Below are 23,368 nucleotides of genomic sequence, written 5' to 3' on the forward strand. Positions count from 1 at the left end.
GCCCCGGCCCGGTTCCCGTTCAGTCGGCCGCTTCGAACTCGCGCACCGCGTCCAGTGCGGCGCCCATCGCGGCGTTGCCCTCGCGTTCGATCATGATCTCGACCAGCACCGGCCGCCGGGTGCGTTCGGCTTCCTTCCGAGCCCATTCGAGCGACGACCGGATCTCGCCCGGGTCCTCGACGCGCGTGCCCGAGCAGCCGTAGGCCTCCATGATCTTCACGGTGTCCGTGCCGTGGACGTCGTAGTGGATGTCGACCTGGTAGTTCATCTCGTACGGCAGTTCGGACTGGCGGATCAGACCCAGGTACTCGTTGTTGAGCATGACGAGCACGAACCCGACGTCGTACTGCGCGGCGACCGCCAGCTCCTCCACCAGGAACTGGAACGAGTAGTCGCCGACCACGCCGACGACCTCCGCGTCCGGACGGGCCTTCTTCACGCCGATCGCGGCCGGGATCTCCCAGCCGAGCGGACCGGCCTGGCCGCACACCTGGTAGTGCCGCGGCAGGTGCGCGCGCTGGAACTGCCCGGACCAGATCTGGTACAGCCCGATCGCCGTCACGAAATACGTCTCGGGTCCGTAGAACTCGTTGAGTTCCTTGAACACCCGCGGCGCCTTGATCGGCGTGCAGTCGAAGTCCTCCTTGCGCGGCAGTTCCGCCTTGAGGTCGCCGAGCCGCTTGACCCACGCGCGGTCGCGGGCGGGTGCCTCGCGCGCGTCGAGCGCGGCCAGCAGCGCCTCCAGGAACTCCCGCGTGTCGGAAACGACGCCGAGGTCCGGGCCGAACACCTTGCCCAGCTGCGTGGGCTCGATGTCGACGTGGATGAACTTCCGGTCGCCGCGGTAGACCGACAGCTCGCCGGTGTGCCGGTCGCCGAACCGCGCACCCAGCGCCAGGACCAGGTCGGACTCCAGGAACGCGGCATTGGCCCAGCGCTGCGACGTCTGGATGCCCGCCATGCCGGCGAAGAGCTCGTGGTCCTCCGGGAAACTTCCCTTGCCCATCAGCGTGACGCCGACCGGGACGCCGAGCCGCTCCGCCAGCCGCCGCAACGGTTCGTGCGCTTCGCCGAGCACGACGCCGCCACCTGCCAGGAGCAGCGGGCGTTCAGCGGCGAGCAGCATGTCCAGCGCCCGCTCGACCCGCGCCGGTGACGGTTTGACCGTGCTGACCGGCAGCGCCGAATCAATCGACGAATCCCACTCGATCGTCTGCTTCTGCACGTCGATCGGGAGGTCGATGAGGACCGGGCCGGGACGTCCGGACCGCGCGATCCGGAACGCCTCGCGGAAGATCCACGGCAGCTGCGCGGCCTCCTTCACCTGGACCGCCCACTTCGTGACCGGCCGCGCGATCTCGACGATGTCGACCGCCTGGAACGCTTCCTGGTGCAGTTTGGTCGTCGCGGCCTGCCCGGTGATGCACAGGATCGGGACGGAATCCGCGTGCGCGGTGTAGAGGCCGGTGATCATGTTGGTGCCGGCCGGACCGGACGTGCCGATCGCGACGCCGACGTTGCCGGTGGTGCGCGCCCAGCCATCGGCCATGTGCGTCGCGCCCTCTTCGTGGCGGACCACCAGATGGTCGATGCCGCGGCCTTGCATCGCGTCGTACAGCGGCAGGATCGCCGCTCCTGGGCAGCCGAAGGCGACGTCGATTCCTTCGTCGACCAGCACGTCGACGACTGCCTGCATAGCGGGGACCCGGGCCATGGTCAAACCTCCTCGGACGAGCGACCGGACAGTTCTTCGACGACCTTCAGCAGCGCGGAGTGGTCCAGCGAGCCGTAGCCCATCGCCCGCCCGGCCGCGACCAGCTGCGCGACCAGGCCGGTCAGCGGCAGCGCCACGTCGGACTGCCGGGCCGCGGCCAGCGCGATGCCCATGTCCTTGTGGTGCAGGTCGATCCGGAAGCCCGGCTCGAACTGCCGCGCGACCATCGACTTCCGCTTCAGTTCCAGGATCCGGCTGCCGGCGAGACCGCCCGCCAGCACGTCGAGCCCGGTGCCCGCGTCCACTCCGGACGCTTCCAGCAGCACGATCGCCTCGGCGACCAGCGCGTACGTCCCGCCGACCACCAGCTGGTTGGCCGCCTTCACGACCTGGCCCGCGCCGTGCGGCCCGACGTGCACCACGGTCTTGCCGAGCGTGTCGAAAACCGGCTTCGCCGCGGCGAAATCGGCCTCGTCGCCACCGACCATAATGGACAGAGCGGCCTGCTCGGCTCCGGCTTGGCCGCCGGACACCGGAGCGTCCAGCACGCGGATTCCCTTGGCCGCACCGGCTTTCGCGACCTCGATCGACGTCTCCGGCCGGATGGTGCTCATGTCGGCCAGCAGCGTGCCGGGCGCGATCGTGTCCAGCACGCCGCCCGGGGCGAGCACGACCTGCTCGACCTGCGGGTGGTTCGGCAGCATGGTGATGACGACCTCGGCCCCGGACACCGCGTCGGCGACGTCCTTCGCCGCGCGTCCGCCGGCGGCCTCCAGTTTGGCCAGCGCGTCGGCGTTGAGGTCGAACCCGCTCACCTCGTGTCCGGCGGCGGCCAGGTGCGCGGCCATCGGCGTGCCCATCACGCCCAGTCCGATGAACCCGATCCTGCTCATCAGTTTCCCCTTCGCTCGTACGGCAGCCAGGCCAGCGAGTCCACAGTGGATCCGTCCGGTTTGTACTCGATGCCCACTTCTCCGGCGTAGCCGGCCGCCTGCAGTTTTTCCAGATGTCCTTCGAGATCCAGCTCCCCCGTGCCCGGCTGGTGCCGGCCCGGCGCGTCGGCGATCTGCACGTGCCCGGTGCGCGGGGTGTAGCGGGCGATCACGGTGTCGAGGTCGTCGCCGTTGACCGCCAGGTGGTAGAGGTCCGCGAGCAGCCGGACGTTGTCCAGGCCCAGCTCGTCGAGCACCGCGACCGCGTCGGCCGCGGTCTTCAGCGGGTACGCCGGGGTGCCGGACAGCGGTTCGAGCACCAGCTGCGCGCCGATGCCGTCGGCCGCCTTCGCCGCGGTCGCGAGGTGCGTGCGGGCCAGATCGTCCTGTTCGGACGGTGCGATCCCGTCGATCCGGTTGCCGTACAGCGCGTTGAAGCTGCGGCAGCCGAGCCGTTCGGCAAGCCCGAGCGCGATCGTCAGGCTCGTCGCGAACTCCGCCTCGCGGCCGACCCACGACACGAGCCCGCGCTCGCCCGCGGCCATGTCGCCCGCGTAGAAGTTCAGCCCGGTCAGCTGGACGCCCGCCTGCTCGATCGACCGCGCGAACCGGTCGACCTCCTCCCCGGACGGGTCGGCGCCGTCGAACGGCCACCAGTACTCCACCCGCGTGAAGCCCGCTGCCCGAGCGGCCTGCGCGCGCTCGAGCAGCGGGAGTTCCGTGAACAGGATCGACAGGTTGGCGGTGTAGGGCAGCGAGTGCCGCTCCCCGGCGGGACCGGTCATGAGTACCTCGGCTCCTCACATCTCGATCAGCTAATTTCGCTTTGTGGAAGTTTTCTTCCGTAGTTCGAGAATAGCTGGACGCGGAGGCTCCGGTCAACGGGAAGCGGGCAGGTTTCCTCGCGGCAGGAGGGCAGCAAGATCCATCGCGGCTTCGCCTGCCTCGAATGCCGCGGCCTGGACACGCCCTGCCCGACAGTCGCGCGGCGAGGCGTGAATCTAATTTGGACTGTCCACAGTGTTGTGCTCCACAGTGGACGATTGCGTGCTTTTCGTTTCAGCCGAACGGAATCGCCGTCGCCGTGCGATTGAGCAACGAGATCGCGGCGTGCACGTGCCGCAAGGCGGGAGCATCGACGCCGGTGAGCTCCGCGACTTCCACGACCGCACCGATGATCGCGTCGATCTCCAGCGGTTTGCCCGCTTCCAAGTCCTGCAGCATGGACGTCTTGTGGTGCCCGACGCGCCACGCGCCGTCGATCCGCTTCTCGACCGAGACCTGCGGGTCCGCGCCCGCGGCACGGGCGATCGCGAGGGTTTCGGCCATCATCGTCGCGACGAGCGCGCGCGTTTCGTCGTGCTCGCACATCTGCGCCATGGTCGCCCGGGTGAGCGCGGAAAGCGGGTTGAACGCGACGTTGCCCATCAGCTTGACCCAGATGTCGTCGCGCAGCCGCGGCTCGACCGGCGCCTTGAGCCCGCCCGCGACCATCGCGTCGGCGAGGTTCCGGCAGCGGACGGAGATTTCCCCGGACGGTTCGCCGAGGGAAAACCGCGTGCCCTCGAGATGCCGGATGACGCCCGGCTCCTCGATGACGGTCGAGCAGTAGACGACACAGCCGATCGCCCGCTCGACGGCGAGCACCCGACTGGTCGCCCCGCCCGGATCGACCGCTTCGACGCGGTGCCCGGCCAGCGGATGACCGGTCAGCCCGTGGAAGTACCACCACGGAATGCCGTTCTGCGCCGCGACGAGCGCGGTGTTCTCCCGCAGCAGCGGCTCGAGAAGGGCACCACAGTCCGGGTAGGAATGCGCTTTGAGGCCAAGGAAAACGTAGTCGACCGGCCCGACCTCGCGCGGATCAGACGTCACATGCGGACGCGCGGTGAAGTCGCCGCGAGGGCTCCGGACACGCACCCCGTCCGCCGCCATCGCGGCGAGATGCGCACCGCGGGCGATGAGGTGGACCTCGGTGCCGCCGCGATGGAGGGCCGCGCCGACGTACGCGCCGATCGCTCCTGCGCCCAGAACCGCCACCCGCATGGTTGCCTCCCGGTCGGGATCCTGCCGATGTTAGATTGCATACAGTATCCCGTTTGGTGACTGCGAAGCTAGGCTCTGGTCATCGGAAGCGGCGATGACGAACTGCGGTGTCGGCCAGGTTGGCCCGCCCGTCTCGGCCAGGTCAGCCCGCGGCTAGGCAGCTGGCGATGACGGTGCCGGAGGGGTCTCGTGCGTGGCGACGCGGGAACGAACGCCCCATGCCGACCGCAGTCACGGCCCCGGCACTGGCTGGAGTTCCTCGCCGCGCGGCACCGCGTACCGAGCCGTGGCCGAGGTCAGACCTCGCGCACCGACTCCGCGACGAACCCGGTCAGCACCAGCCGCGCGGTGCATCGGGTCTGTCCGGAGGCCGTCGAAACCGTCCGGCGCACCGCTACCTCGTACCGCCGTCCGCCCGCATTCACCAGCACGTTTCGGGTGTCGCCCAGGGATTCCTCCGCCACGGCCAGCACCGCGTCGAGGCCACGCAAGCCTGTACGTCCGCGGATCTCGATCTCGGCGAACTGCGACCACGCGCTCTCCGCCGAGGTGCGGCCGCGCAGGTTCTCCAGCCGGACGTTGCCGCTGAGTGCTTCCTTCGCGGCCAGTTCGGCGTCGGGCACCGCGAGGCTGCCGTGGAGACAGCCGTCGGGCACGGTCAGGAGGTTGCCTGCCCACCGGTCCCCGCCGACGTGGCTGACTTCCCACACCCGCCCGGGATGGTTTTGCGCCAGGCTGGTCGCCAGCGGACGGCCGAAAACCGCGCAGCACATGTCCTTGCTGCCGTGGGTGCACACGAGAAAGAGCGGGCCGGACACCGGTTCGCCGTGCCCGCGGCGTCCGGCGGCGACGGCTTCGAGGTCGAGATGAGCGAGTTCGGCCAGGTCAGCGATGTCGAGCCGTTCCGTCCAGCGGTTGCCGGGCAGTCCGCTGGCGACATACACCGTGCGCGGTGCACCGGGCGCCCGCACGTGGCGACCCGGCTTCCGGATCAGCAACGGACGCAGGCCGGCGGCACGCGCCGCGTCGAGACGTTCGGGGGAAAACACGCTGGCCAGCACGTCTTCGAGCGCGTCCGGGCCCCACGAACCCGGCTGCTCGACCAGCAACCAGGACGTCATGCGCGCGGCCGTCCCGGCGGGCTCGCCACCGAGCTCCCGCGTCAGGGCGGCGCATCCGGGCGCGGCATTCCGGCCCGGGAAGCAGATCCCCGGACCCGAGTGCGGCACGTCGCGCTTAGGCATGCCTAAGTATAGCTGACCGCGCGCGGTGCCCTTTCGCCCCGACCCGTCCCTGTCGCGCTACGTCACTCGATCGGGCGCTGGTCGCCGGGCCCTCGGCTCAACCCAGGCCGACGCCGTCGACGATCAGCACGCCCAGAAACGCGCGCATCGTCCAAGGATGCCCGGCGAAGACCTCACGCAGGCCCGGACTGCGGGGCGAGCCCAAAGAGCTGCCCGCGCCATCGCTGGGACCCCGACGTCAAGCCCATAGCCACAAGACCCCGCAGCACCAGCAACCCAAGTCAAGCCAGAGCCACTACGCCCTGCGCCACCAACTGACGCAAGAGCGCTCGGACACGCCCGGCGAGGCCTCAAGTCAAGCCCGAGCCACCAGCCCCTGCACCACCAGCTCACGCAAGAGCGCCCGCACTGTCTCCGGAGGCACCCCAGGCGCCGCGTCGACCAGCACCTTGAACGGCTGCGGGCCGCATCCGAGCAGCGCGGCGAGCACCGGTCGCGCCGCTTCGGCGAAGACCAGCCGCTTCCCCGCCCCGACCAGGGCTACCGTGCCCTCGTCGTCGACCAGCGCGGCGCGCGGGACGAGCAACCGGACCTCGAAATCGTCGTCCGGCGGCAGCAGGTCCGCGGTCGCCGCCCACGGCAGGCCGATGCGGGTCTGGGCCGGAGCCTGGGCGTCGCGGTCGGCGAGGAACCGGTCGACCACGTCGCCCGCGGCTACCTCAGCGAGTCGACGGCGGAGCGCTCCGGCCCGCTCGGCCCGCGCCTCCGGACCCGCGAACCGCGGCAGATCGGCACGGAACAGTTCGTCGGACCGCAGCTGGTCGGCCAGCCACGCGACAAGGTCCACGCCGGTGGCGGCGTTGAACCCGATCGTCAGGTGCAGCGACTCCTCGCCGACGGCGGACACGTCGTGCCAGTGTCCGCGCGGCAGATAGAGGACGTCGCCGTCTTCCAGCAGGAAGTCGTCGTGCGGCTCGCCTTCCGGGCGTTCCGGCAGTTCGACGTCCCGCTGCAGCGGCGCACGCCGGGTGACCCCGTGCAAGCGCCACCGCTTCCGCCCGGAAAGCTGGATGATGAACGCGTCGTGGTCGTCCCAGTGCACGTCGAAGCCGTGCGTAGTGCCCCAGCCCGCGTACAGGTTGACCTGGATCCGCTCGCGAAGGTCATGTTCGAGTTGGGTCGCCAGCTCGCCGACTTCGCCGACCAGTTCGTTGACCGAGTCGAGCACGAGCGTCGCGCCGGAGCGCAGGTGTTCGGCGAACGGAGCCGGCAGCACGCGCGGGACCAGGCCGTTGCGGCGGGTCGACACCATTTCGGTGTAGGTGTGCGCGGGGACGACGTCGCCGTCGAGCGCGAGCCGCAGCCGCGGGAACTCCAGCCGGTGCTGGCGCAGCACGCGGTCCAGCTCCGGCCACGGGAGCAGCGACGCGAACCGCCCCTTCTCCCCCGGGAACCGCCGCGGCTCCTTGCCGAGGACCTCGGTGAAGAACTGGCCGGCCTCGAGCGGTGCCACGAGGCCGGCCAGTCCGGGAATCTCCGTCATGGAGCGGGACAACGGCTAGTCGTTGCCGTCGTTGTCGGCCACGGCGCCGTTGGCCTTGCCGCGGTCCACGGCGGCGGTCAGCGGTTCCACGCTCAGCAGCAGACCGCTGGCGGCCGTGTCGGTGTCGGTTGTCATGCGTTCTTGAGCCATCCGGACCTCGCAACGTCGACGACTGGGCGCGCCTCACGCTACGGGACATCGCCGGGACGGACATCGGTCATTTGAGTAATCTTCGCCGCGCCGATGATCACTCTCGGCCGAACCGGCTGTTCAGAGAGTCCACCGGTAGCCGTGGTCGAGACGGCCGCGGCAGGTCGGCGGCAGCAGCTACTCCCACCAGGCCGCCTTCGCGGCGGCTGCCGTCCGCGAACCCACCCAGTGCAACGACCCGCCACCCCACCTCCGGGGGAAGGTCGCATCCACTATCCGGAAGCCTGGGATTTTGCATACCAAAACCTGTATCCTGAAAACTGAGTTCCTCGAATCCCGCCGCTGATCCCGCCCGAGGTGCACCGTGACCGAGTCCGTTTCTCCCCTGCCCGAACGCGGGCCCACCGGCCGCCGGACGGCCAAGGGGTCGCTCGCCGGCAAGAGCGCCAACCGGGTGGAGCGGCCGGCGCCGCTGCGGCAGGTCGTGTACGACGCGCTCGCCGAGCTGATCATCAACCGCACGCTCGAGCCCGGGCAGCATCTGGTCGAAGCCGATCTGGCCGAGTACCTGGGCGTCAGCCGCCAGCCGGTGCGCGAGGCGCTGCAGCGGCTGCAGAGCGAAGGCTGGGTCGACCTCCGGCCGGCGCAGGGCGCGTTCGTGCACCTGCCCACCGACGAGGAAGCCGACCAGCTGCTCGGCGTCCGGGCGGTGCTGGAGACCCACTCCGCGCGGCTGGCCGCGGCGTGCGCAACCGACGAGGACATCAAGCGGCTCTGGGAGCTGCAGGACGTCGGCATGAAGGCCCTGGCCGCCGACGACAGCGAGCGGCTCGTCGCGGCGAACGCCGATCTGCACGCGTACATCACCGAACTGACCGGCAACGCGGTCCTGTCCGAGCTGATCGGATTGGTCGACCGCCGGGTGCGCTGGTACTACACGCCGATCGCCCGGCCTCGCGGACGCGACGCGTGGCAGGAGCACGCCGCGCTGATCGAGGCCATCGCGGCGCACAACGTCGAGAAGGCGGAGAAGATCATGGCGCAGCACACCGAACGCACGCGCCAGGCCTTCCACGAACGGCCGGACGCGCCGGAATAGAGCACAGCAGCCCGGGAGCGACGGGGCGGATGCCAGCCGTCCCGTCGCTCCCGGGCCCGCGGGGGAAACTCAGCTGCCGGCCGCCGGAGCGGTGCGGGCGATCCGCGTGCCCGCCTTTTCCGTCGAGCCGCGGCCGGAACGACCGGGCTGGCGCAGGAACAACGTCATCACCGCGGACAGCAAGGCGATGCACCCGGCCAGCACGTACGCGCCGGTGTAACCCCACGCGGCGATCACTCCCGCCGCCAGACCACCGCCACCGACTCCGCCGACCAGTTTCGCGCTGTAGACGATGCCGTAGTTGGTCGCGTTGTGGTTCTCGCCGAAATAGTCCGGGACCAACGCGGCGAACAGCGGGTAGAACGCGCCGCTGCCGAATCCGGTCAGCACCGCGAACACCATGAACCAGAACAAACTGTGCGACTTGCCGGACCAGAGCACGCCGAATTGGGCTACGGCCGCGATCACCAGCACCCAGAACAACGTCGCCTTGCGGCCGATCCGGTCGGACGCCCAGCCGACGATTCCGCGGCCGACACCGTTCACAATGGCCAGGATTCCCGCCGACGACGCCGCCACGAAGGCGCCGAACTGGCTTTCCTTGGCGAAATCGACCTGGAAATTGATCCCGAACAGCGAGACCCCGCCGATCACCACGAGGGTGACCCACATCAGCGGCAGCATTCCGGTGCGGATCGCCTCCATCGGCGTGAACTGACGCACCGCCGGCGGGTTCTTCGACAGGCTCTTGGCTTTCCCCGCCGCGCTGCCCTTCAGCCACGCGATCGGGTCGACCTCGGCCGGCCACCAGTTCTTCGGCGGGTCCTTGAACAGGAAACCGCACAGTCCGACCACCACGAGCATGTACAGGCCGATCGCGTCGAGCGTGATCGTCACGTTCTCATGGCCGAGAAAAGCGCTGAACAGATAAATGAACGGCACCGAACCGTAGGCGAACCCGCCGTTCACGAAACCGGTGCGGGCACCGCGTTTCTCCGGATACCACTTCCCGACCATGTTGATGCACGTCGCGTACACCAGTCCGGCGCCGATTCCGCCCAGCACCGAGTACCCGATGAACGCCACCACCAGATTTCCGCTGTGCGCGATGGAGAAGTAGCCGATCCCGGAGCACGCAGCCCCGGCCAGCATCGCCGTTTTCGCCGACACGACGTTCTTCTCGCGCAGCCGCCCGGCCGGGAACGCGACCCCGGCCTGGAACACGGCCCAGATGCTGGCCAGCCAGAACGCGTCCGACAAGGACCAGCCGTATTTCTCTTCGAGCGTTCCTTCGACGGCTCCCCAGCCGTATTCGAAAACGCTCACCGCCATCATGGCCACCCATGGCAGCCAGACCATCCAGCTGCGGGACCGGCCCATCAGGTCCCGGGGGCTCTCCCCGATCCGGTACGTCCGCCCGTTTTCGTCGACGATCTCCTGGTATGTCGGTTGGGCTGCGGTCATGAGAATTCTCTTTCGTCACCGTTGACTTCGGTTCCCGTGCCGGGCTGTCTCCGTTCTTCCCCCGAGCCGGGACGCGACCCCGCGCCCCGGCGTCCCTTCCTCGCCGCACTCCGCTGACCAGCGGTTAGGTGTCGGGCAACGTACGCCTCCCTCCGGACTTGATCAAGAGAGCAGACCCGCCGAACGCGCCCAGCGGTACTTGGCGCCGAGCACCGCGACCGGCTTTTCGGTCGTGTAGGGATAAGCGACGACGCCGTGTGCGTACAGGTGCTCGCTGGCCTGCTCGACCTCGACATCTCCGGACAGCGAAGCCACCACCGGCTTGTGGACGCCTTTCCGCCGGAATTCCTCGACGACGTCCACGACCAGCTCCGCGAACACCATCGGCGGCGTGACGATCGTGTGCCAGTAACCGAGAACCAACGAGTGAATACGATCGTCGGACAGGCCGAGCGCGATGGTGTTCCGATAGGTGGACGGCGGTTCGCCACCGGTGATGTCCACCGGGTTTCCCGCCGCGCCGAACGGCGGGATGTATTCGCGGAACGCGGCGTCGAGGTCGTCGGGGATCCGCATCAGCGTGAGCCCGTTGTCCACGCAGGCGTCCGACAGCAGCACTCCGGAACCGCCCGCACCGGTGATGATCACGACGTTTTCGCCCTTCGGCGTGGGCAGTTTCGGCACGCCTCGCGCGTATTCGAGCAGGTCGTTGAGCCCGGGCGCGCGAATGACGCCGCTTTGGCGCAGGATGTCGTCGTACACCCGGTCGTTGCCGGCCAGTGCGCCGGTGTGCGACCCGGCCGCCTTCGCGCCTTCCGACGTCCGGCCGGCTTTCAGCACCACCACCGGTTTCTTCGCCGACACCCGTTTCGCGGTCTCGGCGAACGCGCGGCCGTCCTTGAGGTCTTCCAGGTGCATGGCGACGAGTTCGGTGTTGTCGTCGTGTTCGAAGAACGTGAGGAGGTCGTCTTCGTCGATGTCGGCTTTGTTTCCGACGCCGACGATCGCGGAGACGCCCATCCCGGCGGAGCGGCTGAAGCCCAGGATCGCCATCCCGATCCCGCCGCTCTGCGAGGACAGCGCGACGCCGCCTTTGACGTCGTACGGGGTGCAGAACGTGGCGGACAGATTCTCCGGCGTGTAGTAGTAGCCGTAGATATTCGGCCCGAGGATCCGCACGCCGTGCTTGCGCGCGATGGCCAGGACTTCGTTCTGCAGCTCGATGTTTCCGGTCTCTCCGAAGCCGGACGGGATCAGGATCGCCCCGGCGACGCCCTTCTCGCCCGCCTCTTCCAGCGCTGCCGGCACGAACTTGGCCGGGATCGCGAAGACAGCCACGTCCACGTCGCCGGGCACGTCCTTGATGCTCGGATACGCCTTGCGGTCGAGGATTTCCGCGGCTTTCGGGTTGATCGGATAGATCTCGCCCGCGTAGCCGCCGTTGACGAGGTTCTTCATCACCGAATTGCCGATCTTGCCGTCCTCGGCGGACGCGCCGATCACCGCGACCGCGGCCGGTTTCATGATCCGGTTCATCGCGGCCAGGATCTCGTCCTGGCCGAATCGCACCGGTTCCGCGGCCGCCGCCGGATCGACGAGGATCCGCACGTCCACCGCGGTCGCCCCGTTTCCGGTGGCGAGCACCGGGTTGAGGTCGACCTCGGCCAGCTGCGGAAAGTCGGTGACCAGGCGCGACAACCGGTGCACGATCCCGGCCAGCGCGGGCTTGTCCACCGCCTCGCTTCCGCGCACTCCATTGAGGATTTCCGCGGCGGCGATACCGTCCACCATGGACAGGGCCTCGTCGGTACTGGTGGGGGCCAGCCGGAACGTGACGTCCTTCAGCACCTCGACCAGAACGCCGCCGAGTCCGAACGCGACAATCTTGCCGAAGCTCGGATCGGTGACCGCGCCGATGATCACCTCCTGTCCGCTCGACAGCATCTGCTGCACCTGTACGCCGGTGATCCGCGCCGATGCGTCGTAAGCCTTGGCGTTAGCCAGAATCGTGGCGTAACCGTCAGCGACTTCCTGTTCGCTGCCGAGGCCGACGAGTACGCCGCCGGCTTCGGTTTTGTGCAGGATGTCCGGCGACACGATCTTCAGCACCACCGGCAGGCCTATTTCCCGGGCCTGCGCCACCGCTTCCTCCGCGGAGGAAGCGAGCCGTTCCTGCGGCGTCGGAATACCGTATGCCTCGCAGACCGCACGACCTTCCGGTGCGGTCAACGCGGAACGGCCTTCTTCGGCTGCTCGCGCCAGGATTTCTTCGACCGCCGCGCGGTCAGTCTCCGTGGTCATCCTCAGATCACGCCCGCCGTGCGCAGCTGCTCGACGTCCGCCGCGCTGTAGCCGAGTTCGCCGAGCACCTCGTCGTTGTGTTCGCCGAGCAACGGAGAACGCTCGACGTCCACCGGAGAATCCGACAGCTTCAACGGGCAGCCGACGGTTTTGAACGCTCCACGCTCCGGATGCGGCACTTCGACCACCGTCCCCAGCTCGGCCAGCGTCTCGTCCTCGATCAGCTCCTTGGTGGACAGAATCGGTCCACAAGGGATGTTGCGGGCATTGAGCAGCTCCATGACCTCCCATTTGGTGCGCTGCTCGGTCCACTCCTCGACCATCGCGAACACCTTGTCCAGTTTGGACAGCCGGGCCTCCGGGGTCGCCCAGTCCGGATCGGCGGCCAGTTCCGGCCGTCCGATCAGCTCGGTCAGCGGAGCCCAGCCGACCGGCTGGACGATGACGTAGATGTAGTCGTTCGGCCCGCCCGGCGCGCAGCGCACCGCCCAGCCCGGCTGGCCGCCGCCGGACGCGTTGCCCGACCGCGGCACCTCGTCGCCGAACCGCTCGTTGGGGTACTCCCCCAGCGGCCCGTGCGCCAGCCGCTGCTGGTCGCGCAGCTTGACCCGGCACAGGTTGAGCACCGCGTCCTGCATCGCGACCTGCACCCGCTGGCCGCGCCCGGTGCTCGTGCGCTGGTACAACGCCGCGAGAATCGCCGCGACGAGGTGGATGCCGGTGCCCGAGTCGCCGATCTGCGCCCCGGTGGCGGTCGGCGGGCCCTGTTCGAAGCCGGTCGTGCTCATCGACCCGCCCATCGCCTGCGCGATCACCTCGTAGGCCTTGAAATTCGCGTACCGGCCGGGCCCGAATCCCTTGATGGACGCGTAGATCAGGCGTTCGTTGATCTCGTGGAGCCGCTCCCAGGGGAACCCGAAGCGGTCCACCACGCCGGGCCCGAAGTTCTCCACCAGGACGTCCACTGAGGACACCAGCTTGGTGAAGACTTCCTTGCCCTGCTCGCTTTTCATGTTGAGCGTGATGCTGCGCTTGTTGGCGTTCAGCATCGTGAAGTACAGGCTGTCCACTCCGGGCAGATCGCGCAGCTGGCCCCGGGTGATGTCGCCGCGGCCGGGGGTTTCGAGCTTCACGACGTCCGCGCCGAGCCAGGCGAGGATCTGGGTCGACGACGGTCCGGATTGGACGTGAGTCATGTCGAGGACGCGGACGCCCTCCAGTGCCTTTCCCATCTTCGGCTCCTCCCGACTACTTGTACATCGTCTGGTTCATGGTTCCGGGGGCGTAGGCGTCCGGGTCGACCCAGACGTTGATCAGCGACGGCTTGCCGGATTCCCGCGCGCGGCGCAGCGCCGGGGCGATGTCCGCCGGGTCGCGGACCTCCTCGCCGTAGCCGCCGAGCATCCGGGCGAACTGGTCGTAGGGCACGTCGCCGAGGGTGTTTCCGACACGCTCGCGGGCCAGGCCGTACTTCTGCGCCTGTCCGTAGCGGATCTGATTCATCGACGAGTTGTTGCCGACGATCCCGACGAACGGCAGGTCGAACCGGACGAGGGTCTCGAAATCCCATCCGGTAAGCGAAAACGCCCCGTCGCCGAAGAGTGCGACGACTTCCTGGTCCGGACGCGCGTGCTTCGCGGCCATCACGAACGGGATGCCGACCCCGAGTGTCCCGAGTGGACCGGGATCCATCCAGTGCCCCGGCGCTTTCGGCTGCACGACCTGGCCGGAGAACGTGACGATGTCGCCGCCGTCGCCGATGTAGATCGAATCCTCGGTCAGGAACTCGTTGATCTCGTGCACCAGCCGGTACGGATGGATCGGGTTCGCGTCGGAATGCTGCTGTGGCAACCGCTTCTGCTTGGCTTTCTCCTCGACCGCGCGCAATTCCTCCAGCCACGGCTTGCGCCCGACCGCCCCGTTGTCCACCCGGCCCGAGGCGGCTTCCGCGACCGCGGCGAGGATCTGTCCCGCGTCGCCGACAAGGCCGAGGTCGATGTCGCGGTTCTTGCCGACGGTGCGGTAGTCGAGGTCGATCTGCACCACTTTCGCGTCCGCGGAAAGCCGTTTGCCGTAACCCATCCGGAAGTCGAACGGCGTGCCGACGATGACGATCACGTCCGCGTGGTCGAACGCGTAACGACGGGAAAGCTGGAAGTGGTGTGGATCGCCCGGCGGCAGAGTTCCCCGGCCGGCGCCGTTCATGTACGCCGGGATGTTCAGCGTGCGCACGAGGTCCGTCGCGGGCTCGGTGGCGCGGGTCGTCCAGACCTGGCTGCCGAGCAGAATGGCCGGTTTCCTGGCGTGCACCAGGAGATCCGCGAGCTTTTCGACGTCGGCCGGATCGCCGGCGTTCCGCGTGGAGGCACGATAGCGGCCGGACTGCGGGACGCGCGCGTTCTCCCGCGGCACCCGCGCGTCGAGAACGTCGCGGGGAATCTCCAAAAAGGACGGTCCGGGCGCACCCGCGAAAGCTTCCCGGAACGCCATCGACACGAGGTCAGCCGCCCGCGCGGTGTGCGGGACGGTGGCCGCGAACTTGGTGATCGGGGTCATCATGTCCACGTGCGGGAGGTCCTGCAACGAGCCCATTTTGTGCTGGCTCAACGCGCCTTGGCCGCCGATCAGCAGCATCGGGCTCTCGGCGCGCAACGCGTTCGCGACGCCGGTGACCGCGTCGGTGGTGCCCGGTCCCGCCGTGACGACCGCGCAGCCGGGACGGCCGGTGATCCGCGCGTACCCGTCGGCCGCGTGCGCCGCGACCTGTTCGTGGCGCACGTCGATGACGCTGATGCCCTCGTCGACGCAGCCGTCGTAGATGTCGATGATGTGGCCGCCGCAGAGGGTGAAGACGGTGTCCACACCCTCCGCTTTCAGGGCTTTCGCGACCAGGTGGCCGCCGGAGATCGTGTCCGCTGACTCCGTCGTCGCGGGCGGGCGCTGGCCCGCGGATCCGCTGTTCTCGCCGGCCTGGTTCCCGGTCTGCCCGCGAGCGTTCGCGCCGGTGTGCTGGCCTGCTTGCCGGCCGGTCGTGGTGGGCGACATGCGCAACTCCTCCTGTCCCGCGCCGGACCTCTCTGACCCGCGCGCTCGTCCCGGTCTGCTCGTGCCTCTCCGCGGCCGCCGGATATGTCGCCGCAGGTCAGCGGCTCGTCGCCGGAAAACTGTAGATTGCATACCGTATGAGGTAGGCATTAGACTTACTCTTCGAGCAGCCCGCTGTCCAGGGCCATCCGCAGGTTTGTCCGACTGGCCGACAGCCGCGCCGGACGTGTCCGGGACCTCAAACGGTGCGGCTGCGGGAGTCCGGCTGGAGCGTGTCCGCGGGCGGATCCAGCCGCGTGGAATCCCCACCGCCGTGTTCGAGCCCCGACTCCACCGCCCCAGCCGGGCCCGCCGACCGAGAAGCACAGGGCAACCGGTCCGCGGAAACCACCGAGATGACCGACCCGAAGATCCGAAGAAAAGATCCGAAGATCCGCTCCCCTGCCTCCGCTAGGAAGGAATTCCGATGGACCTCTTGGAACACCAAGCGCGCGACCTCTTCGCCGCGCACGGCGTGCCGGTTCCCCGCGGCCGCGTCGCCGCGACGCCTGACGAAGCAAGAGCGGCGGCCGTCGACCTTGGCGGCGCGGTGGTGGTCAAGGCACAAGTCAAGACTGGCGGCCGGGGCAAGGCGGGCGGGGTGAAACTCGCGGCCGGGCCGGACGACGCGGCGCGGATCGCGGACGAGATCCTCGGCATGGACCTCAAAGGGCACCGCGTGCATCGCGTCCTCGTGACCGAGGCGAGCGACATCGCCGACGAGTACTACGTCTCGTATCTCCTCGACCGCGCCGACCGGACCTTCCTCGCCATGGCGTCGGCGGCGGGCGGGATGGACATCGAGGAGGTCGCCGCGACCCGCCCGGAGGCGCTGGTCAAGGTGCCGATCGACCTCCGCGTGGGGGTGGATTTGGTGCGGGCGCGCAGGATCGCCGCGGCGGCGCGGCTTCCGGTCGAAGCGGCGGGCGTGCTGGTCCGGTTGTGGGACGTGTTCACCGCCGAGGACGCCACGCTGGTCGAGGTCAATCCGCTCGCCCGCACGCGCGGCGGGGAAATCGTCGCGCTCGACGGGAAGGTCACGCTGGACGACAACGCCGCGTTCCGGCATCCCGGGCACCGGGCGTTCGCGGAGGCGGATACCGGCGATCCGCTGGAGCAGCAGGCGGCCGAGCAGGGCCTCAATTACGTGAAGCTGGACGGCGACATCGGCGTGATCGGCAACGGGGCGGGACTGGTGATGTCCACTCTGGATGTAGTGGCAGCCGCCGCGCAGGACGCGGGAGCGGTCGGGCCGGCGAATTTTCTCGACATCGGAGGCGGGGCGTCCGCCGAAATCATGTCGGCCGGGCTGGGGGTGATTCTCGGGGATCCGGCGGTGCGCAGTGTGTTCGTGAACGTCTTCGGCGGCATCACCGCCTGCGACGCGGTGGCGGACGGCATCGTGAAAGCGCTCGCGCTGCTGGGAGACCGGGCGACGAAACCGTTGGTGGTCCGGCTCGACGGGAACAACGTCGCGGAAGGAAGGCGGATCCTCGACGAGGCAGCGCATCCGCTGGTCACGGTGGTCGCGACGATGGACGACGCCGCGCGCGAGGCGGCCAAGCTCGCGGCCGGGACGGAGGGCTGACCGATGGCGATCTTCCTGGACGGCACCAGCCGGGTCCTCGTTTCTGGCATCACCGGCGCGGAGGGCGCCAAGCACACCCGTCGGATGCTGGCCGCGGGCACGAATGTCGTGGGCGGGGTGAATCCGCGCAAGGCCGGGCACACTGCTTCCTTCGACGGGCACGAGCTGCCGGTCTTCGGCAGCGTCGCCGAGGCGATGGCGGAGACCGGTGCGGACGTAGTGGTCTTGTTCGTGCCGCCGCCGTTCGTGAAGGACGCGGTGCTCGAGGCGGTCGACGCGGGCATCGGGCTCGCGGTGGTGATCACCGAGGGCGTCCCGGTGCACGATTCCGCCGCGTTCTGGGCGCACGCACGCGACAGCCGCACCCGGATCATCGGGCCGAACTGTCCCGGCCTCATCTCCCCCGGGCTGTCGAACGCCGGGATCATCCCCGCCGACATCACCGGCCCGGGACGGATCGGGCTGGTGTCCAAATCCGGAACGCTCACCTACCAGCTCATGCACGAGCTCCGCGACATCGGCTTCTCCAGCTGCATCGGCATCGGCGGCGACCCGGTCATCGGCACCACGCACATCGACGCGGTGGAGGCGTTCGAGAAGGACCCGGACACCGACGTGATCGTGCTGATCGGCGAGATCGGCGGCGACGCGGAGGAGCGCGCGGCGGCGTATGTGCGGGAGAACGTGCGTAAGCCGGTGGTCGGGTACGTCGCGGGATTCACCGCTCCGGAAGGCAAAACGATGGGGCACGCGGGAGCGATCGTGTCCGGGTCGTCCGGGACCGCGGCCGCCAAGAAGGAGGCGCTCGAGGCGGCCGGGATCCGGGTGGGCCGAACCCCCAGCGAAACGGCGCGGCTGGTTCGCGAGGTTCTCGCCGGAACCAGCTGACGCCACGCAAGCCGGTACCGGCGCAGTGCTCCAGGCAGAGTTGTTCGAATCCAGGAGGGCCGATGGACCTGCGGCAGCTGGAAACCGTCGTGGCGGTCGCCGAGGAAGGCGGCTTCACCGCTGCCGCGCGTCGGCTGCACACGGTGCAGTCGACTGTGTCCACTGTGGTCCGGGCGCTCGAACGGGAGCTCGGCACCGAACTGTTCGAGCGCACCACCCACCGCGTCGCGCTGACACTCGCGGGCAAGGCGTTCCTCCCGGCCGCTCGAGCCGCGCTGGAGGCGGCCAGTCACGCTCGGGCGACGGTCGACCGGGCGCGCTGGCAGGTGACCGGGGAGGTCCGGATCGGGGTCATGCCCGGGGCGTGGCCGGAACCGCACCGGGCGCTGAGCGCGTTGCGCCGCGACCATCCTGGCGTGCGAGTGCTGGTGCGGACCGCGCCGCCGCATCAGCTGCGCGAGGCGGTCGTGACGTCCACTGTGGACATCGTGGTGGCGGTCGCCGGCTGCGCCCCGGGCGAGGGATTGGTGAGCCGTCCGGTCCGGCGGGAGGAGATGGTGCTGGTCACCGCGGCGGGCGACGGAGCGGCGGACCGGCCGGTGTCGGCCGCCGAAGCCGCCGGCGCCGCGGTGGTCGATTTCGCGCCGGGATGGGCGATCCGGGAGGCCACCGACCGGACGTTCCAGTCGGCTCGCGTGCGCCGGACCGTCGTGCACGAGGTCACCGACGCGTCCGCCGCGGCGGAACTGGTCCGGCACGATCTCGGCGGGTGCGTGCTGCCGGTGTCCGTCGCCGCGCAGTTCCCCGACCTGACCGGCCGCCGGTTCGCCCGCGGCGGGCCGACGTGGCACATCACGGCGACCCACCCGAACGACCCGCGTCCGGCGGTGGCGGCGGTGTTGCGGCACCTGACCTGAACCGAGACCGGCGAAAGGGCCCGGGCACCCCGGGCAGTGCCGGAGACCACGTCCGAGCGGGTCGGCTCTTACCGTTTTCTCACCCTGGTCAAGCCGCAGGCTCACCGGGCTCGGCAAATGTGGTCTGAGAGATCACCCCTTCCGGAGCCGCCCCATGTCCGCCACCTTCGCGACGCCCCGCCTCGCCCGGAGGCGGCCGCGTCCGGTCCGTGCGTGGTGGCGGGACGCCGCGGGCCTGACCGCCTGGCTGAGCCTGCTGTTCGTGACCGCGCTGTGGGTGTCGGGCCGCGGCGTGCAGCAACTCGGCTCCCCCGCCGGATTCCTCACTTCCGCCGGACGGCTCGCCGGGTTGCTGTCGGCGGACCTGCTCCTGCTGCAAGTGCTCCTGATGGCGCGGGTGCCCTGGGTCGAACGCAGCTACGGCCAGGACGAACTGGCCAGACGCCACCGGCTCGCCGGGTTCTCCTCGATTGTCCTGATGACCGCTCACGTCGTCCTGATCAGCCTCGGGTACGCCGCGACCGACCGGTGGGGCTTGATCGCCGAAGTCTGGTCGCTGGTCACCACGTACCCCGGAATGCTCCTGGCGACCGCGGGAACCGCCGCGCTGGTCATGGTCGCGGCTACCTCGGTGCGCGCGGCACGGCGCCGGATGCGGTACGAATCGTGGCACCTGCTGCACCTCTACGCCTACCTCGGCGCCGGTCTCGCGCTGCCGCACCAGCTGTGGACCGGAGCCGACTTCACCGCCTCGCCGGTCGCGACCGTTTTCTGGTGGACCGCGTACGCCGCGGCGGCTGGCGCGGTGCTGGTATTCCGGCTCGGGCGGCCGGTGTGGCTCAACGCGCGCCACCGGCTTGTCGTCGAGCGGGTCGTGCGCGAGGGCCCCGGCGTCGTCTCGGTCTACCTGCGCGGCCGCCGCCTCGACCGGCTTCCGGTGTCGGCGGGCCAGTTCTTCGTCTGGCGGTTCTTCCCGGGCCCGGGCTGGACCCGCGGCAAACCGTTCTCCCTCTCGGCGGCGCCGGGCCGCGACCAGTTGCGGATCACCGCCAAAGACCTCGGCCCGGGCAGCCGCCGCCTGGCCGCCCTGACGCCCGGGACCCGCGCCCTGTTCGAAGGCCCGTACGGCAGGCTCACCGGCACTGTCCGAAAAGGACCGAAGCTGGCGATGTTCGCGTCCGGCATCGGGATCACGCCGTTGCGCGCGCTACTGGCGGAGCTGCCCTACCACCCCGGCGGCGCTGTCCTGCTGTACCGGGCCGGGCGGCCGGACGAGCTGCTCTTCCGCCGCGAGCTGGACGATCTGGCCGGCCGCCGGGGCGTCCGGATCCACTACCTGGTCGGCAGGCGTTCCCGCGACCGTTCGTCGTGGCTGCCCGCCGGTTACGCCCCGGCGCCCGACGACGTCGTGCTGCGCGACCTCCTGCCCGACATCGCCGACCGCGACGTCTACGTCTGCGGCCCCGATGCCTGGACCGCCGCGGTGATCGGCAGCGCACGCCGCGCCGGCGTCCCCGCCGAGCGGGTCCATTCCGAACTCTTCGCTTGGTAGGAAAGGACTTCCGATGCGCAGGATCGCTCTCGCGTTCGCCGCGACCGTCTCGGTCGTCGTGCTGTTGTTCAGCTACCGCACCAGCACTGGCACCAGCTCCAGCCCGGCTCCGGCCGCCGCGAGCCGCCCGCTCGGCGGGAACCAGGCGCCGCCGTCCGCCTCCGCCGCACCGGATCCGTCGGCTTCGGCGAAACCGTCGGCCTCCGGCGGAGACGGCACGTTCACCGGTGCCGCCGCCGACACCGACTACGGTCCCGTCCAGGTGCGGATCACCGTCGCCGGCGGCCGCATCACCGACGCCCAAGCCGTCCAGTACCCGCAGGAAAGCGGCCGTGACGTCCGGATCAACTCCTCGGCCGTGCCCGAGCTCAACCAGGAGGTGCTGCGGGCCCAGAGCGCGCAGATCGACGCGGTCAGCGGAGCCACCTACACCTCCGAGGGCTACCAGCAGTCCCTCCAGTCGGCGCTCGACGCCGCCCACCGATGACCGGCGCCGACCCGCAGCGGCGGTCCTGGAGCGAGCCGGTCATGGGCACCCACCTGAGCGTCCACCTGCGAGGCTCGCTCGCCGGCGCGGGCCCGGTCGTCGAAGCGGTGTTCGCGGATCTGCGCCGCGCCGACGAACTGTTCAGCACCTACCGGCCCGACAGCCAGGTCAGCGCGATCCGCCGCCGTGAACTCTCGCCCGCGCAGGCACACCCGTGGGTCGCGGAAGTAGCGGCGCTCTGCGACGAGGCCAGGGAACGCACGGAGGGGTACTTCGACGCGTGGCTGCCCGGCGGGTTCGACCCGTCCGGGATCGTCAAGGGATGGGCGGCCGAGTGCGCCGCCGCCCGTCTCGCGCGGCTGCCCGGCGTCGACTACTACCTCAACGCTGGCGGCGACATCACCGGTCGCGTCGCCACTGCCGGGGGCACGCCGTGGCGCGTCGGCGTCCAGGACCCCGGCCGGCCGGACGCCTTCCTCACTGTCCTCGAACTGCGCGACGGCGGGATCGCGACCTCCGGCTCCGCCGAACGCGGTCCCCACATCCTCGACCCGCACACCGGGAACGCCGCGAGCGAGCTGATCTCCCTGACGGTCACCGGCCCGGCGCTGCTCTGGGCCGACGTGTTCGCCACCGCCGCCTTCGCGCGCGGCGGACCCGACGTCGAACGCTGGGTCGCGGCCCGCGCTCCGGGTTACCGTGTCGCCGCGGTCGTCCGGGCCTGACAACCGGCGCGCGCTGACCGGGCGAAGTCAGTGCACCGCCCGCTGCCTCCCGCCCCAGTGCCGCGCACGGAGGTCGCGCTTGAGAATCTTGCCCGCTCCGGACAGCGGGAGGCTTTCCACGAATTCCACGCTCCGCGGTGTCTTGTACCCGGCGATGCGCTGCTTGCAGAACTCGCGGAGCTCTTCCGCGTCGGCGGTTCGGCCCGCGGCGAGCACGACGACGGCGTGGACGCGTTCGCCGAACTCGCTGTCCGGCACGCCGATGACCGCGCAGGTTTCGACCGCGGGGTGCAGCGCGAGTGCCTTCTCCACTTCGACGGAATAGACGTTTTCGCCGCCGGTGACGATCATGTCCTTGATCCGGTCGACGATGTAGACGTAGCCGTCGTCGTCCATGCGGCCGCCGTCGCCGGTGTGCATCCAGCCGTCCCGGACCGCCTGCGCGGTGGCCTCGGGCTGGTTCCAGTAGCCCAGCATCACGTGCCCTCCGCGCGAAACGACCTCCCCGACCGTGCCGCGCGGCACCTCCTCGCCGTGCTCGTCGACGATCCGGACCTCCGCGTGCGGCGCGGCCCGGCCCGCCGAGAGCCGGCGCCGCGGGTCGTGGTGGTCCTCCGGCAGCAGCAGGGTCGCTACCGGCGACAGCTCGGTCATGCCGTAGGCCTGGACGAAACCGGCATTGGGGAAGAGCGCCATGGCTTTCTTCAACACGGGTTCGGAAATCGGCGAAGCACCGTAGATCAGGTGGCGCACGCCGGAAAGGTCGTAACCGTCGGCGCCCGGATGGCTGACGAGCATCCCGATCATGGTGGGGACCAGCAGCGCGCTGGTCACCTGGCGTTCGCTGAGCGCTGCGAGCACCCCGGCCGGGTCGAACGCGGGCACGATCACGTGCGTGCCGCCGAGCGCGGTCTGCGCGGCCCAGGCCGCGCCGTCGGCGAGATGGAACATCGGGGCGGCGTGCAGCATCCGGCCGCCCGGCTCGCAGAACCGGCCGGTGGCCGTCGAGCCCAGCGCCGAGGTCAGCAGGTTGGCGTGGCTGAGCATGACGCCTTTGGCCGACCCTGTCGTGCCGCCGGTGTAGTAGACGCCGGCCAGCGATCCCCCGCCGCGGCGGGCGTCCTCGATCGGCTCGGCCGCGGCGAGCAGCTGTTCGTAGCCGAGCATGCCCTCGGGCGGTTCCCCGTCGCCGCAGTAGACCACGGTGGCCAGCCCAGGATGTTTCTCGCGCACCGCGGGGACCATCGGGGCGAACTTCTCGTCGACGAACAACACGCGAGCGTCGCACTCGACGAGCGAGCCGCTGATCTCCGGCACCGCCCAGCGGATGTTCACGGGCACGAACACCGCGTCCGCCCACGGAACGGCGAGCAGGAATTCGGCGTAGCGGTCGGAATTCAGCGCGAGGATCGCCACGCGGTCCCCTTGCCGCACCCCCGCCTCGCGAAGCGCGCCGGCGAGCCGGGCGACCCGGTCAGCGGTCTCGGCGAAAGTCCGCTCGCGATCCCCGAAGACTGTCGAAGGAGCGCCGGGAGTTTGCTGCACCGACCTGTGCAGCCCCTGGGTCAAGTACATCTTCGTCGGCTCCGTCCACCGCGTTGTGAACTTCTGCTAGCACACTTCGAGAAACAATG

At 69.8% G+C, this 23,368-nt stretch carries 18 protein-coding genes; 7 read left to right on the plus strand and 11 right to left on the minus strand.

Going from position 1 to position 23,368, the window contains the following annotated elements:
- Window positions 1-19 precede the first annotated feature (19 nt).
- From gcl to ATK30_RS41625, 6 genes are all read right to left on the minus strand, one after another.
- Window positions 20-1,714 (minus strand): glyoxylate carboligase, encoded by a 1,695-nt coding sequence (gcl, locus tag ATK30_RS41600; RefSeq protein ID WP_101440163.1) that lies wholly within the window; start codon window positions 1,712-1,714, stop codon window positions 20-22.
- Between the two features lie 2 nt (window positions 1,715-1,716).
- Window positions 1,717-2,607, minus strand: a complete 891-nt coding sequence (locus ATK30_RS41605) for a 2-hydroxy-3-oxopropionate reductase (RefSeq protein ID WP_101440164.1) — start codon at window positions 2,605-2,607, stop codon at window positions 1,717-1,719.
- Window positions 2,607-3,431, minus strand: coding sequence for a hydroxypyruvate isomerase family protein (locus ATK30_RS41610; RefSeq protein WP_101440165.1), 825 nt, complete (start codon window positions 3,429-3,431; stop codon window positions 2,607-2,609). The genes ATK30_RS41605 and ATK30_RS41610 overlap by 1 nt, the downstream gene beginning before the upstream one ends.
- A 274-nt stretch (window positions 3,432-3,705) precedes the next feature.
- On the minus strand, window positions 3,706-4,692 hold the full coding sequence (locus tag ATK30_RS41615) for a 2-dehydropantoate 2-reductase (RefSeq protein WP_101440166.1): 987 nt from the start codon (window positions 4,690-4,692) through the stop codon (window positions 3,706-3,708).
- A gap of 296 nt (window positions 4,693-4,988) precedes the next feature.
- Window positions 4,989-5,936, minus strand: a complete 948-nt coding sequence (locus tag ATK30_RS41620; protein WP_167442087.1) for a sucrase ferredoxin — start codon at window positions 5,934-5,936, stop codon at window positions 4,989-4,991.
- Between the two features lie 355 nt (window positions 5,937-6,291).
- Entirely contained in the window at window positions 6,292-7,479 is a 1,188-nt protein-coding gene (locus ATK30_RS41625) for a cupin domain-containing protein (RefSeq protein ID WP_101440167.1), read from the minus strand.
- 514 nt (window positions 7,480-7,993) lie between these two features.
- On the opposite strand from ATK30_RS41625, the gene ATK30_RS41630 reads away from it, so the two are divergent.
- Window positions 7,994-8,728: a GntR family transcriptional regulator gene (locus ATK30_RS41630; RefSeq protein WP_101440168.1), complete on the plus strand. Its 735-nt coding sequence runs from the start codon at window positions 7,994-7,996 to the stop codon at window positions 8,726-8,728.
- Window positions 8,729-8,797: 69 nt separating this feature from the next.
- Here ATK30_RS41630 and ATK30_RS41635 read toward each other — a convergent pair whose 3' ends face one another.
- From ATK30_RS41635 to ATK30_RS41650, 4 genes are all read right to left on the minus strand, one after another.
- The gene (locus ATK30_RS41635) at window positions 8,798-10,192 is read right to left on the minus strand and encodes an OFA family MFS transporter (RefSeq protein ID WP_101440169.1); all 1,395 of its coding nucleotides are present in this window, start codon (window positions 10,190-10,192) and stop codon (window positions 8,798-8,800) included.
- 162 nt (window positions 10,193-10,354) lie between these two features.
- A complete protein-coding gene (locus ATK30_RS41640; RefSeq protein WP_101440170.1) occupies window positions 10,355-12,493 on the minus strand; it encodes an acetate--CoA ligase family protein in 2,139 nt (712 codons plus the stop codon).
- A gap of 2 nt (window positions 12,494-12,495) precedes the next feature.
- Window positions 12,496-13,725: a formyl-CoA transferase gene (frc, locus tag ATK30_RS41645; protein ID WP_101440171.1), complete on the minus strand. Its 1,230-nt coding sequence runs from the start codon at window positions 13,723-13,725 to the stop codon at window positions 12,496-12,498.
- A 16-nt stretch (window positions 13,726-13,741) separates the two neighbouring features.
- Window positions 13,742-15,538, minus strand: coding sequence for a thiamine pyrophosphate-binding protein (locus ATK30_RS41650; protein WP_208637564.1), 1,797 nt, complete (start codon window positions 15,536-15,538; stop codon window positions 13,742-13,744).
- 466 nt (window positions 15,539-16,004) lie between these two features.
- Here ATK30_RS41650 and sucC point away from each other — a divergent pair, with 466 nt between their 5' ends.
- From sucC to ATK30_RS41680, 6 genes are all read left to right on the plus strand, one after another.
- A complete protein-coding gene (sucC, locus tag ATK30_RS41655; protein ID WP_101440172.1) occupies window positions 16,005-17,165 on the plus strand; it encodes an ADP-forming succinate--CoA ligase subunit beta in 1,161 nt (386 codons plus the stop codon).
- Between the two features lie 3 nt (window positions 17,166-17,168).
- The gene (gene sucD, locus ATK30_RS41660) at window positions 17,169-18,053 is read left to right on the plus strand and encodes a succinate--CoA ligase subunit alpha (RefSeq protein ID WP_101440173.1); all 885 of its coding nucleotides are present in this window, start codon (window positions 17,169-17,171) and stop codon (window positions 18,051-18,053) included.
- A gap of 62 nt (window positions 18,054-18,115) precedes the next feature.
- On the plus strand, window positions 18,116-18,970 hold the full coding sequence (locus tag ATK30_RS41665) for a LysR family transcriptional regulator (RefSeq protein WP_101440174.1): 855 nt from the start codon (window positions 18,116-18,118) through the stop codon (window positions 18,968-18,970).
- A 154-nt stretch (window positions 18,971-19,124) separates the two neighbouring features.
- Entirely contained in the window at window positions 19,125-20,522 is a 1,398-nt protein-coding gene (locus ATK30_RS41670) for a ferredoxin reductase family protein (protein ID WP_101440175.1), read from the plus strand.
- Between the two features lie 13 nt (window positions 20,523-20,535).
- Window positions 20,536-21,009: an FMN-binding protein gene (locus ATK30_RS41675; protein ID WP_101440176.1), complete on the plus strand. Its 474-nt coding sequence runs from the start codon at window positions 20,536-20,538 to the stop codon at window positions 21,007-21,009.
- 41 nt (window positions 21,010-21,050) lie between these two features.
- Window positions 21,051-21,734, plus strand: a complete 684-nt coding sequence (locus ATK30_RS41680; RefSeq protein ID WP_101441350.1) for an FAD:protein FMN transferase — start codon at window positions 21,051-21,053, stop codon at window positions 21,732-21,734.
- Between the two features lie 27 nt (window positions 21,735-21,761).
- On the opposite strand, the gene ATK30_RS41685 is transcribed toward ATK30_RS41680, so the two are convergent.
- On the minus strand, window positions 21,762-23,309 hold the full coding sequence (locus ATK30_RS41685) for a long-chain-fatty-acid--CoA ligase (RefSeq protein ID WP_101440177.1): 1,548 nt from the start codon (window positions 23,307-23,309) through the stop codon (window positions 21,762-21,764).
- Window positions 23,310-23,368 lie beyond the last annotated feature (59 nt).

The organism is Amycolatopsis echigonensis, assembly GCF_002846615.1.
In the GTDB taxonomy this organism is placed as follows: domain Bacteria; phylum Actinomycetota; class Actinomycetes; order Mycobacteriales; family Pseudonocardiaceae; genus Amycolatopsis; species Amycolatopsis echigonensis.